Raw genomic sequence first — 12,955 nt, 5'->3', positions numbered from 1 at the left:
GCCCGGGTGTGGGCGGGGGCGCCCCCCCCCCCCCCCCGCAACTCGGCGAGAACGCCGCCACCGCGGTGGGCCTGCTCGCCCTGGTCGCCGGACAGGACGTCGAGCCCGCCGACGACTCCGACGGCCGCGACGGACGCCGGCGCGCCACCCGGGGCACCGCACCCGACCGGATCGTCTCCACCGTCGACCCCGACGCCCGACACGTCCACAAGACCCGCACCCACTATTAGGACGGCTACAAGGCCCACCTCGCCATCGAGCCCGGGACCACGCTCTACACCGAGGTCGAACTCACGCCGGGCACCGGGCCCCGGCACCACGAAGCGGCCGTCGCCGAAGACCTCCTCGCCAACGAGGATGAGCCGGTGGACGCGTATCAGGCATCGTTTGCCATGGCGACGACTTCGCGTAGGCACTCGTCGGCGGCGTGCTTGTTCCGCCAGATGATGTAGTGGCGGACCATGTTGCCCAATTCCATGTGAGCGCGGAAACGCCATCGCCTGCCAGGCCACGCTCGGCCAAGCCGCCGTCCGGCGGGCGGCCATTCTCTGCCGCCATGGCAGCCGACTGCACGACGCCGAGGGCGGTCCGGCGAAGGCGCAGGTCGGCGAGGCATCGTCACGCTGGCCGAAATGCACACAGCACTGGAGAGCAAGCTTCGATGAGTCTCCCCAACCTGGCTTGTGCATGGTCGACTTGAAGGACGGCCGTGTCATGAGGGGATGCTGAGCATGTCGGAAGTTCTGGCGACCACCACATCTGTTCCCCGCGAGAGCAAAGGTCGGCGGCGCCATTGGCCTGTTTGGGCGGTTCCCGTTGTTGCCGTGCTGCTCGCGGGTACGGTCTCGTGTGCCGGGGAGGGCAGCGGGGGGAACGGGCAGGCACCGGCCGACAAGGGCGGGCCGACGACATCCGGACAGGCGCCGTCGGCGACGACGGAGCAGAAGAGCCTGGACATGAGGGGCCTGGTCGCGCTGGTGTCCGGCAACCTCACCGAGCTTGTGGTCTTTGACGAGACGACCGGTAGGACCAAGGCGGGCGCCTTCCTGCCCCAATACGCCGTGCCGAGCGCGTGGAGGAGGCAAGCCTTCTCGCCGGACTGGCGGTCCGTCGTGTGGACGACGAAGGCCGGCGAACTGTTCTTCGGGGAGTACACGAGCGGCGCGGGCCCGAACGGGAACTACGGGGAGACCCCGGTGAGTATCGGCGCCAAGCCGACATACACGGGCGGCAAGCCCAGCTACACGCAACCGCGCTTCGGCCCGGACGGAAAGCGGGTGTACTTCCTGGCCAACAATGACAAGGTGTACTCCGCCGACCCGACGGGCCCGGACAACCTGAAGGAAGAGGCCACCCTCGAGACGGGTACGTTCTCGCAAGGCAACGGGTTGGCCTGGGACATCGCCGTGTCCGGCCAGGTCGAGAAGCGACAGGCGGTCTCCCCCGAACGGAAGAGCGAGGCAACCGCCCCGGACGGCAAGAGGACCGTCATCGAGAACCGGTCGGGCTGGTTCCTGAAGGAATCGGGCAGCACTGCCGAGCCGAAGTTCCTCTTCGAACACCTCCTCGACTACGACGAGAAGCCACTGACGGACAAGGGCATGACCGTTGACGTCCTAGGCTGGTACTGACCTGTCGTTGCCCCGGGCGGGGCCGGGGACAGCGCGCCGCACGCCGGTGCCCGCGAACGCGCGATGATCTGGGACCGGGCCGCCTGGGCCGCCGCCCTGGCCGGCCGCGAACGGGAGGCCGCCGCCGCCCTCGGCCGTGTTCAGGACGCCCACGATGCCCACCGGCCACAAGCCGAAGACGAACCGGACTGGCTGTACTGGGTCTCGCGGGACGAGTCCCTGGTGATGCAGGGACAGGTGTGGACGGAACTGCGGCGCCCCCTGCGCGCGGTGCCGATCCTCCAGACGGTCATCGCCACCTACGACCACGAGCACGCTCGCGAGAGCGCCCTCTACCGCTCCTGGCTCGCCGCCGCCCTCCTCGACGCCGGCGAAGTCGAGGAAGCCGCCAGCGAGACCCTCCGAGTCATCGACCTCTCCACGGGACTGACCTCCGACCGGGTCGCCAAGCGGATCATCATGCTCGCCGAACGGCTCGTCCCGTACGAGCACGTCCCTGCCGCCAGGGAAGCCCTGGAGCGGGTGCGCGCACACCGGTGACAGCGCCTGCCAACGCGCCAGTGCAGGCCAACTGACCGAACGACCTGGGGACGACGAGACCTGTCGAGCCAACCACCTTTGAGTGCAGGGAACTTGGTGTGCCCAAGGGTCGATTGCGCTGGAGAGGCTGGGGTCAGCCGGGCGCCACCCGGCCACACCCCAGCCCCCGGCCTGCCACCCGCTCAGTGGAAACGGCCCCAACACGAAGGTCACCATGCCCACCGAACCCGCACCCAGCCCCGGCCCGCTCACCTCCGACAACCTCCGGACCGCCCGGGACAAGCACCGTCGAAGCGCCGAGGACGACACCCTCGGCCCCGTCGCCCGCCGCCACCACGAACACGCGGCCTGCGGCTACGACTGGGCCCTGCGCGCCCTGGCCACCGGGGACACCACCACTGCCGCCCGACACTTCGGCTACGCGGCCGCCCACGCCGAGCTGACCCGCGCCCACGTCGTCTCCAGCCGCCGCTGGACTATCGTCCTGCCCGGTCCGTTCTGCGAGTGGCTGACCACCACCCCTCTCCTGAAAGACGGCTACAGCGGAGACGAGGCCGACGACCGGTTCCTCCTCGCCTACCACGCGGGCCAGAACCACCAGATCGGTGCTGCGGGATGGACCCGCACGATCCCCGCCCACGACACCCTCGCCATGTGGCGCCTCACCGACATCGCCCGGCAGTTCCTCGACCACTGCGCGCCGGGATCCGAGTACACCCCGGCTCAGGCCCGCGCCGCCAGGGCCCGCGCCGAACGCCTCGCCGACCTCGCCGAACGCCAGCTCGACGCCTCCCACTGACCACCCCGGCCGGGCCGCGCACCAACGCGGCCCGGCCCATCAACGCTCAGGGCACGCCCGTTGCCAGCGACCCGCAGGCGCTCGTCTTGACAGCGTACAACTACCTCCTCTCGCGCCAACTGTGCTAGTCTCTTCGATCGTTGTAATCCCTACGGGGCTGATCACGAGGGGCGGCCGGTCCGGTTTGTAGCCCTCCAGGGCTGATCACGACGGGCTGGCACCTCTACGCCCCCGCCTGCGCGCTCGTGTTGCAAGCCCTCCAGGGCTGATTACGACCGCTGGCGCGATGAGGTTCCCCCGAAGTGCGGAAGGCCGCCGGACATGACCTGATAGGTCGTGAGAAGGGAGCCTCTGCCATGGCTGCACCGATGAAGTACCCGCCCGAGTTGCGGCAGCGAGCCGTTGCCGCGCACCGGGCCGCCGACCCGAAGCCGGTGATCCGGCAGATGGCCCGGGACCTGGGCGTGCACCACGAGGCCCTGCGCAACTGGGTCCGCCAGGACGAGGCCGACCGCGGAGAGCGCGACGACCGGCTGACCACCGCCGAGAAGGAGGAACTGGCCGCTCTGCGCAAGGAGAACGCCGAGCTCCGCCGGTCCTGCGAGATCCTCAAGGCCGCCTCGGCTTTTTTCGCCCAGGAGCTCGACCCGACCCGGCGACGGTACTGAAGCTCATCGACGAGCACCAGGACCGCTTCGGGGCCGAGCCCGTACTCCGGGAACTGCACATCCCCGCCTCCACCTACTACCGATGGCGCCGCGACGTGACGGAGCCGTGCGCGCGCAAGCGCCAGGACACCGAGCTGACCGAGCAGATCCGCCGCGTCCACTCGGACTCGGATGCCACCTACGGCTCCCCGCGCGTCCACGCCGTCCTGCGGCGAGAGGGCACCCACGTGGGCCGTAAACGGGTCGAACGTCTGATGCGCGAGGCCGGACTGCAGGGCGTCAGCCCGCGCCGGCCCCGCTCCTTCACCCGCCGCGACCCGACGGCCGGCCTTGCCCCGGACCTGGTCCAGCGCGACTTCACCGTGACCGCACCCAACCGGCTGTGGGTCGCCGACATCTCGCTGGTCCCAACCGATGAGGGACCGTGGTGGCTGGCCACGATCCGCGACGCGTTCTCCCGCCGGATCGTGGGCTGGCACACCTCCGAGCGAGCGGACGCCGACCTGGTCCTCACAGCACTGGAGTACGCCCTCCACGGCCGCCCGGTGGAGCCGGGCAAACTGATTCATCACAGCGACCACGGCTGTCAATACACTTCTATCAAGCTCACAACCCGCCTACTCAAGGCCGGAATTGAGGCAAGCATGGGCACGGTCGGCGACTCGTTCGACAACGCCCTGGCGGAGAACTTCTGGAGCGTGCTGAAGACCGAGTGCGTGCGCCGCACGACCTTCGCGACCCGCACGGACGCCGACCTGGCGCTGTTCGCCTACATCGACGGCCGGTACAACACCCGGCGCATCCAGAAGCGTCTCGGCTGGCTCAGCCCGGACGAGTACGAGGCGAAGCACTACGCCGACCAGGCGACGGCCGAACCAGTGGCCGTCGAACCACCCACACCCGCCCTGACCAGCTAATCAGCACCTCCCGCACACCGGGGGAAGCTCAACCGACGCGTTGCAAGCCCTCCAGGGCTGATTACGACGCCTGTCGCTGCTTACCGAGCCCTGTTCCAAGACCTAGTTGCAAGCCCTCCAGGGCTGATTACGACCTGGACGGCATGCCTGCCGTACCTGGAGCAGCACGCGTTGCAAGCCCTCCAGGGCTTGCAACGCAAGAGCCATCGCCCCGCCCATTGCGGGTTTTCGTTGCAAGCCCTCCAGGGCTGATTACGACCCGAGAGTAAAGCACCAGGTCGCCCGGTGTGGCGAGTGGCTGGGCGGTGGCTGTTCTGCAGCGACCTGCCGGTAGTGCATCGTCGCAGGTCAGGACGTTTTCCGGTGGCATTGTCTGTGGTTGCAGGCTGTACGTGGTCTCGGCCTGGTGTTGCCGAGCGTTGGCGCAGCTCCGTGGTCGGTGCTGACCGATCCGCAATGGCGGCAAGGAATCTCAAGCTTCTATCACATATAAGCAAGTATCGGTGCAAATAGTGGGGAATTGAAGTATCTCCATCCGAAGCCAACTAGGCTGCCCAAGTGCTGAGTTGCGGTGGCGCGGTGATCATTTTGAGCTCCTGGAGGGTGCGGTGCGGGTGAGGGTGGATGTGTCGCCGGATACGCCGACCATGCGGTGGGAGGACGTGCACGGGGCTGCGCGCGGCGTGGTGTATCGGCTGCTCAGTGGCCAGGACGAGGCTCTGGCGCAGGCGTTGCACGACGGCGGGTGGCAGGGGAAGTCGTTGAGGCCGGTGGGGGTGGCGGGGCCGCTGTTCGTGGGGGCGCCGCACCGCAAGGGCGTCTACACCACGTCGCGCGAGGGGTCGGTGTGGTTCGGGTCGCCGGTCCCGGAGATCGCCTCGGTGCTGGTGCGCGCGCTGGCATCGTGCAACGAACTGGCCTGGGGTGCGACGCGGTTGAGGGTGCGGGGGCTGGCGATGGACATGGACGCCGTGCTGCCGGCGGGGGAGGGGCTGGTGGAGCTGGATACGGTGACGCCGGTGGTGCTGAAGCACGACAGCCGGAACCTGTTGCCGGGTGACGAGCACTACCTGGGCCGGTTGCAGCACAACCTGGCGCACAAGGCGGATCTGTTGGGTCTGCCGGCGCCGCGTGGTGTGCGGGTGCTGGAGGCGGGGCCGCGGCGGCGGTTCACCGTGCGTGGCGCGCCGCGGATCGGGGCGCGGGTGCGCGTTTCGATGGAGGCCGACGGGCGGTTCGCGAACGCGGTCCGGTCGTGGGGGCTGGGCCTGGACACGATCCAGGGGTTCGGATGGGTGAGGTGAGCGCGCTCGCCGCAACGGGCCATCCGCTCCAGCGGGCCGGCGCCTGGGCGGTGACCGTCCTCGCTGATCGCGACGCTCCGGGGCGAGTGGGCGAGGCCGACCTGGAGGCCGTGTCGGCTGCCCTGGTGGCGGACGTGGTCGCGGCGGCCACGGCCCCCAAGGACACCAGCCGCTACGACTGGTGGAAGGTGCTGTTCGCGCTGTACCCCAACTCGAAGGCCACGCACAGCAAGCGGACCTCCGACCCGGCCGCACTGCGGCCCGACATCGAGAACCTGTTCGCCCCTGACCGCCCCGAGGAAGGCCGGAGCCTGCCCTGCACGTTCTGCGGTGCCGGGGCGACGGCGGTGTGGGCGAAGTCGAACCTGCCGCTGTTCGACACCAGCAAGGCCCTGAACACGCTGCCGCCCGGTGTCGCGGGCTGGCCGGTGTGCCGGGGATGCCGGATCGCGATGTGGGCCCTGCCCTACGGCGCCTGGGTCACCGCCGGCTCGGCGACCGTGCTGTCCTGCGAGAACAACACCGCCCAACTCGACTTCGCCCGGCGCAACGTGCGACGCGCACGCCGCGTGGTGAACGTCGGCTTCACCGGCATGCCTGCCACGGCCAGGCCCGAGACGGTGGTCCTGGCGGCCCTGCGCGACGCCAGCGAGGGCCTGTGCGCGACCACCCTGTGGAGCTTCAAGAACGACAACCAGGACCCCTGGTTGCGGGTCACCCGCACCCGCCGCGCCGTCCCCGCCTTCCTCGCCACCGTGGACGGCAATGCCCCGCTGCGCCGCGGCTGGCACCTGCTGCGCCGCTCCCTGACCCGCTACGACAACCAGGGCCGGATCACGGCCGGCGGGACGGGCGAGGCGGCGCGGCTGCTGTTCGAGGCGGAGGACGGCCGGAGCCGGCCGCTGCTGGGCCAGCTGCACCGTCTCCTCGCGGACACCGACGCCGCATGGAGTGCCGGTGACCGTGAGGCGCTGGCCCGGCTCGCATTCACCTACGCCGAGGAGGTCTTCGGAATGGAAACGGATCTGGAACCGGTGGCGTCGCTGATCGCCGACTGGATCGAGCAGGGCTCAAGTCCACGCGGTCGCCTGGCCGAGTACCGCACCGCCGCACTCAACGACTACAAGCTCGGCGCCCTCCTCGTCCAGGCCTACACGCGCCTGCAACTGGACGGCAGCAGGACGACGTTGGCCGGTCCGGAGCTGTGGAAGCCGCTGATCACGCGCCGGCCGCGCGCCTGGGAGCAGCGGATGCTGCTGTTCGCGCAGGTGTCGGTGCTGCTGCAGCAGCGCGGTGTCGAGATCGGCGCCAAGGCGGCCGACCCGGAGCAGGAACGCGAGATCGATGCGCTGGCGGAGCGGCCGGCGTTCGCCGGTGACGGCGGGGACGAGTACGACGGCTTTCACGACTACGAGATGGGACAGGCGTAAATGGCTTACCTGGCAGGCATGATGGTGCTCTCGGTGAACGCGGGCGCGCCCAACAACGGTCGGGGCGAGGAGACCGTCTCCCGCGTGAAGTTCGCGCGGATCAGGGGCCGCAAGCACCCGTACGTGTCCGCGCAGGCGGCGCGCCGCTGGATCCGCGAGACGATGGTCGAGCGCGGCTCGGTGCCGTCCCCGGTCACCCGGGTCGGAAAGGCCCAGGGCAAGGCGCAGAAAGCCAACACCCAGGCCGACCCCGTCCGTTACGCCGACGACGACCTGTTCGGCTACATGCGCACCGGCGCGAAGAAGGACGACGCGGCCACCACTCTGCGCGACAGCCCGTTCATGCTCGGCACCCTGATGTCCGTGGAACCGGTGCTCCCGACCGAGGACTTCGGCGTGATGTCCCGCGGGGTGACCGAGCCGGTCCTGCACGGGCACGAGTTCTACACCGCCGACCTGGCGGCTCCGTTCCTGCTAGACGTCCCGAGGATCGGCACCTTCACCCTGCCCGGGGCCGACGGCGTGGGCCGGCCGAACTACCTCACCCCGGAGCAGGCCCTCCAGGTGGCCGACGCCATGGAGTTCGGAGCCTCCACCCTCCAGTTCCGCGACCAGCCGGCCGTACAGCTGCCACTGGAGAAGCGGCGTGAGCGTGCGGCGCTGCTGCCGGAGGCGCTCGCGCACCTGAGCGGCGGTGCGAAGCAGGCCCTGCACTACGGCGACCGCGTCCCCTCGCTGATGGTCCTGGCCCCCTTCCAGGGCGGCATCAACCCGCTGGGCAACGTCATCGACGCCGACCCCGATACGGGCGTGCGGGTACGCGGCGATGTCCTTCTCCAGGAACTCAAGGCGTGGGAAGGGGAGTGGGAGGGGCCGGTGCGGATCGGCTGGCGCCCCGGCTTCCGCGACCAGGCCCGCGAGGACTTCGAGAAGCAATGCGCGCGCGAGCTGGCGGACGGCACCATCGTCATCGACCACCCCCGCACGATCCTGCTCCAGTTGGCGGCCGACCTGCGCGAGGGACGGCTGGACGGCTGGTTCGACGACCCGGCCCACGCATGACCGCGACCCCGCCGGCCGCCGGAGGGCCGATCGAGGCCCTGAAGGCCACCCTCTACGCACCCGTCGCCTCGTTCCGGGACCCGCTGTTCCCCGGGATCACCCGCATCCTGCCGGTACCGCCGCCCTCCACCGTCCGCGGCATGCTCGCCGCCGCCACCGGAGCACCCACCGAACCACTGACCCTGGGTATGGCCGCGTGGGCGGACGGCCACGGCATCGACACCGAGACCTACCACCCCGTCGCCGCCGACGGCAGCAACCCCGCCGCCGGCGGCCGGGTCCGGGCCGGGAAAGGAGGAACGACCGCCAAGGACCGGTCCTTCCTCGCCGGCGTCCACCTGACCCTGTGGATCCCCGCACCGGACGCCACCCGCCTCACCCGGGCGCTACGCCGCCCGCGCCACGGACTGCGCCTGGGCCGCTCCCAGGACCTCGTCCACCTCACGAGGATCGCGCAAGTGGTTCTCGAACCCACCGAGCGGGCCCTCGTCGGCCACGCGCTCGCCCCGCCCGACGGACACGACCTGCCCTCCGCCCACACCCACCGACTCGCCGACACCGTCTCCACCGACCGCCTCACCACCACCTGGTCCGACTACCTGTGGTGCGACGAGCCCACCACCACCCCGGCCCCGGTCCGCCACGCCTACCGCGAGGCCCCCACCGACCCCGCCCTGCACGAGGACACCCAAGCCGTATGGCTCCTGACCCCCTGACCCCACGTCCGACCCTGCCGCGACGGCGGGCCCTCACCGACCTGCGCGCCAAGTCCCTGCCCCGCGAGGACCCCGAACGCCTCACCGCCCACCTGCGCACCGTCCACGACGCCGTCGCCCAGCTCGAAGCCCGCATCGCCACCACCGGCGTCATCGCGACCGAGCCCCGGTTCTGGACCCAGGTCCGTGCCGCGGCCCTCCTGCACGACGCGGGAAAGATCGCGGAGAGCTTCCAACGACAGCTCGAACCCGGCGCCGAACCCTGGGGCGAGCGCCACGAAGTCCTCTCCCTCGCCTACGTCGACCTCCTGGCCCCGGCCGCAGCATGGACCGCAGGCGAGCGGCTGCTGATCGCCACCCTCGTCGCCGCCCACCACCGGCCACTGCACGCCGCGAACTCCCTCGGCGGCGGCAAACCGGCCCTGGCCCGCCTCTACAACGCGAGCACCCGCTGGGACCAGGCCTTCGACCAGGTGCCCAGCCCGGGCGGCGGGCGACAGGTGCCGCGCGGACTGCACCAGGAATTCCTCGCCTGGCTGGCCGGCTTCCTCCGCACCGAGCCAGCGCCGCCCGAGCCCGGCGACCCGACGGTGGCCGACCGGGCCCGCCTCCTCCTCGACGAGGTCCTCACCGCCTGGAGAGAACCCGTCAAGGCCCACACCGGACTGATCGCCGTCCTCGCCCAGGGCGCCCTCACCCTCGCCGACCACGCCGGCTCCGCCCACATCGACCTCCAGACCCACCTGCCCCTGCCCCTGGACTACCTCGCCCGCCTCCCGCACACCTCGCACCACCACCAGCAGCAGGCTGGCGAAACCACCGGCCACCTGGTCCTCATCGCCCCCACCGGAAGCGGCAAGACCGAAGCCGGACTCGCCTGGGCCGCCCACCAACTGGCCACCATGCCCGGACTGCCCCGCCTCGTGTGGACCCTGCCCTACCGGGCCTCCCTCAACGCCGCCCGACACCGCTTCGAACGCACCCTCCAACCCGCCACCGGCCAGCAACGTCCCGACATCGGACTCCTCCACGGAGCCCTCGCCCGCATCCTCCTCGCCGAGGCCCTCGAGGACGACTGCTGCACCCCGACCAAGGACGACGCCCGCAAGGCCCGCGCCCGCGCCAACGCCATGCGCTTGTTCACCCAACGCCTGCGCGTCGCCACCCCCCACCAACTCCTCGCCGCCGCCATCGCCGGCCCCACCCACTCCTCCGTCCTCCTCGAACAGGCCACCTCCCTCTTCGTCCTCGACGAACTCCACGCCTACGACCCCGAGACCTTTGGCCGCCTGTGCGCCGCCATGCGCCTGTGGGAACAACTCGGCAGCAGGATAGCCGTCCTGTCCGCCACCCTCGCCCCACCCCTGCTCGCCCTCGTCGACGAGAGCCTCCACCATCCCGTCACCTGCCACCGCGCCCCACCCGGCACTGCCCCCGTCCGCCACCACCTCGTCGTCGACGACCTGCCCCTCACCGACCCGCACAGCCTCGAACGCCTCGGAACCTGGCTCGGCGAAGGCCACAGCGTCCTGGTCGTCACCAACACCGTCACCACCGCCCAGAACCTCTTCACCGCCCTCGCCGACCACGCCCGCCACACCCGACCCGACGACCCCGAGGCGGCACTGCTGCTCCACTCCCGCTTCAAGAACCGGGACCGAGACGCCATCGAAGCCCGCCTCCTGGCCCGCCACCCCGAACGCCGACCCGACGAGCCGCCACACCGGGGCGGCCTCGTCGTCGCCACCCAGACCGTCGAGGTCTCCCTGCAACTCGACTTCGACCGCGGCGCGATCGACAACGCCCCCGTCGAGGCCGTCGCCCAGCGCGCCGGCCGCGTCAACCGCCGAGGCCTGCACCCCGACGGCCCGGTCGAGTTCCGCGTGCACCGCACCGACGGCCACCGCCCCTACGACCCCGGAGCCGTCGACGCCGCCTGGTCGGCCCTCACCACCCTGGCCGCAGAAGGCGCCACGACCCTCAGCGAGGACGACATCGACCGCCTCCTCGCCCTGGCCTACGACACCGACTGGGGCCAAGACTGGGAGAAGCGGGCCCGGCACGCCCGCGACGGCTTCACCACCGAATTCCTCACCTTCACCGACCCCTTCCACGACCGCACCGAACACGCCAAGACCCTCGGCGAACGCTTCGACACCGTCGAAGTCCTCCACCGCGACGACAAGGACGAATACCGGAGCCTCGCCGTCGGCAAGAACGCCGACCCCCTCCTCGCCGCAGGCCTCCTCATCCCCCTGCGCTGGCGGCAACTGAAGACCTACAACGCCACCTTCGACCGAGCCCTCGGCATCCACCTCATCGACGGCCAGTACGACCCCGTCCTCGGCCTTCGCCCACCCGCCGAGCCGGAGACCATCCTGTGAAACCCGTCCCCACCCAACCCGTCGACGACGACCACGGCCTCGGCGGCGTCCACATCAAGTACCTGCGCCACTGCCCACGCCAACTCTGGCTCTACATGCGCGGCTACCGGCCCGAAGCCGGCAGCGACCTCGTCGCCTTCGGCGAAGTCGTCAACGACACCACCTTCACCCGCCGCCGCGACATCGACCTCGGCGAAGCCCGCATCGACTGGGTCACCACCGGCGCCGTCGTCCACGAAACCAAATCCTCCCGCGCCCCCTCACCCGCCCACGACGCCCAGGTCCGCCACTACTGCCTCCTCCTGGAACGCCGAGGCGTCAACGTCCGCGGCGGCATCGTCCACTACCCCCTCATCCGCCGCACCACCGACATCCTCTGGAACGACCAAGCACGCGAAGCCGCCGAAACCGCCGAGGACGAAGCCCGCGTCGTCATCGCCTTGCCCGTACCCCCCGACCGCCAGACCCGTGCCGCCTGCCGCGGCTGCTCCTACCTCGACTACTGCTGGGGAACCTGATGCCCGCCGCCGGCCGCACCTACTGGCTCACCGAACCCTGCCGCATCCGCCGCGAAGACAACAGCATCCGCATCGAACGCCCCGACGGCAGCCTCGTCCGCATCCCCATCACCGACATCCGCGACCTCGTCACCTTCGACCACGTCGACCTCAACACCTCCGCGATGTCCCTCCTGTCCCGCCACGGCGTCACCGTCCACATCCTCGACCACTACGGCAACCACGCCGGACACTTCGCACCCGCCGAAGCCATGTCCTCCGCCACCGTCGTGCGCCGACAGGTCGAGATCACCGCCGACCCCCACCAACGCCTCCCCATCGCCCGCGCCCTCCTCCTCGCCACCGCCGAGAACCTGCGCTGGGCCCTGGACACCGACCTCCTCGACCCCGCCCTCGAAACCCTGCGCACCAACCTCCCCGACTGCCACGACACCGACACCCTCATGGGCCAGGAAGGCAACTTCCGCCGCACCGCCTGGGCCGCCCTCGACACCCATCTGCCCACCTGGCTCCGCCTCAACGGACGCACCCGCCGACCCCCCACCAACGCTGGCAACGCCTTCATCAGCTACCTCAACGCCCTCGTCTACGCCCACGTCCTCACCGCCCTGCGCTCCACCCCCCTCCACCCCGCCATCGGCTTCCTCCACGCCGACACCGACCGCCGCCGCAACACCCTCGCCCTCGACCTCGCCGAACCCTTCAAACCCCTCTTCGCCGAACGCCTCCTACGACGAGCCGCCAGCCAGAAAAGCCTCAAACCCGGCGACTTCGAGACGGACGTCGGCCGCGCCTCCCTCAGCACCGACGGCCGCAAGAAGATCGCCGCCCTCGTCCGCGACGAACTCGCCACCACCGTCTACCACCGCACCCTCAAACGGCAGGTCAGCTACGGAGAACTCATCCACCTCGAAGCCCTCAAACTCGTCCGCCTCTGCCTCGAGGGCACCCCCTACAAGCCCTTCCGACCCTGGTGGTAACCACCC

12 protein-coding genes and 2 pseudogenes are annotated in these 12,955 nt (G+C 70.6%); 13 read left to right on the top strand and 1 reads right to left on the bottom strand.

Translation table 11 applies throughout. The features are described from left to right. Nucleotides 1-230, top strand: a pseudogene (locus tag SM793_RS11610) (hypothetical protein); the annotation flags it as partial. A gap of 146 nt (nucleotides 231-376) precedes the next feature. Here SM793_RS11610 and SM793_RS11605 read toward each other — a convergent pair. Continuing rightward, a pseudogene (locus SM793_RS11605) lies at nucleotides 377-484 on the bottom strand (transposase); the annotation flags it as partial. A 238-nt stretch (nucleotides 485-722) separates the two neighbouring features. Between SM793_RS11605 and SM793_RS11600 the strand changes: the two are divergent. The 12 genes from SM793_RS11600 (at nucleotide 723) to cas1b (ending at nucleotide 12,949) form a co-directional block, all read left to right on the top strand. After that, nucleotides 723-1,631, top strand: coding sequence for a hypothetical protein (locus SM793_RS11600; protein WP_320438026.1), 909 nt, complete (start codon nucleotides 723-725; stop codon nucleotides 1,629-1,631). 63 nt (nucleotides 1,632-1,694) lie between these two features. Continuing rightward, on the top strand, nucleotides 1,695-2,171 hold the full coding sequence (locus tag SM793_RS11595; RefSeq protein ID WP_320438025.1) for a hypothetical protein: 477 nt from the start codon (nucleotides 1,695-1,697) through the stop codon (nucleotides 2,169-2,171). 214 nt (nucleotides 2,172-2,385) lie between these two features. Continuing rightward, the gene (locus SM793_RS11590; protein WP_320438024.1) at nucleotides 2,386-2,970 is read left to right on the top strand and encodes a hypothetical protein; all 585 of its coding nucleotides are present in this window, start codon (nucleotides 2,386-2,388) and stop codon (nucleotides 2,968-2,970) included. 356 nt (nucleotides 2,971-3,326) lie between these two features. Continuing rightward, nucleotides 3,327-3,638, top strand: a complete 312-nt coding sequence (locus SM793_RS11585) for a transposase (RefSeq protein WP_320438023.1) — start codon at nucleotides 3,327-3,329, stop codon at nucleotides 3,636-3,638. After that, entirely contained in the window at nucleotides 3,569-4,555 is a 987-nt protein-coding gene (locus tag SM793_RS11580; RefSeq protein ID WP_320438029.1) for an IS3 family transposase, read from the top strand. The genes SM793_RS11585 and SM793_RS11580 overlap by 70 nt, the downstream gene beginning before the upstream one ends. Nucleotides 4,556-5,169: 614 nt before the next feature. After that, nucleotides 5,170-5,859, top strand: coding sequence for a CRISPR-associated endoribonuclease Cas6 (gene cas6, locus SM793_RS11575; RefSeq protein ID WP_320438022.1), 690 nt, complete (start codon nucleotides 5,170-5,172; stop codon nucleotides 5,857-5,859). Then, the gene (locus tag SM793_RS11570) at nucleotides 5,847-7,289 is read left to right on the top strand and encodes a hypothetical protein (RefSeq protein WP_320438021.1); all 1,443 of its coding nucleotides are present in this window, start codon (nucleotides 5,847-5,849) and stop codon (nucleotides 7,287-7,289) included. The genes cas6 and SM793_RS11570 overlap by 13 nt, the downstream gene beginning before the upstream one ends. Beyond that, nucleotides 7,290-8,351 (top strand): type I-B CRISPR-associated protein Cas7/Cst2/DevR, encoded by a 1,062-nt coding sequence (gene cas7i, locus SM793_RS11565; RefSeq protein ID WP_320438020.1) that lies wholly within the window; start codon nucleotides 7,290-7,292, stop codon nucleotides 8,349-8,351. Then, nucleotides 8,348-9,067: a CRISPR-associated protein Cas5 gene (cas5, locus tag SM793_RS11560; RefSeq protein ID WP_320438019.1), complete on the top strand. Its 720-nt coding sequence runs from the start codon at nucleotides 8,348-8,350 to the stop codon at nucleotides 9,065-9,067. The genes cas7i and cas5 overlap by 4 nt, the downstream gene beginning before the upstream one ends. Beyond that, nucleotides 9,049-11,451: a CRISPR-associated helicase Cas3' gene (gene cas3 / locus SM793_RS11555; RefSeq protein WP_320438018.1), complete on the top strand. Its 2,403-nt coding sequence runs from the start codon at nucleotides 9,049-9,051 to the stop codon at nucleotides 11,449-11,451. Before cas5 ends, cas3 begins: the two co-directional genes overlap by 19 nt. Further along, nucleotides 11,448-11,969, top strand: a complete 522-nt coding sequence (locus tag SM793_RS11550) for a CRISPR-associated protein Cas4 (RefSeq protein ID WP_320438017.1) — start codon at nucleotides 11,448-11,450, stop codon at nucleotides 11,967-11,969. The genes cas3 and SM793_RS11550 overlap by 4 nt, the downstream gene beginning before the upstream one ends. After that, entirely contained in the window at nucleotides 11,969-12,949 is a 981-nt protein-coding gene (cas1b, locus tag SM793_RS11545) for a type I-B CRISPR-associated endonuclease Cas1b (RefSeq protein ID WP_320438016.1), read from the top strand. Before SM793_RS11550 ends, cas1b begins: the two co-directional genes overlap by 1 nt. Nucleotides 12,950-12,955: the final 6 nt, after the last annotated feature.

The sequence above is a fragment of the Kitasatospora purpeofusca genome (assembly GCF_034043715.1).
Taxonomy (GTDB): Bacteria; Actinomycetota; Actinomycetes; order Streptomycetales; family Streptomycetaceae; genus Kitasatospora; species Kitasatospora purpeofusca_A.
Note: the sequence above shows the minus strand (reverse complement) of the source record. Positions and strands in the feature narration are given on the sequence as shown.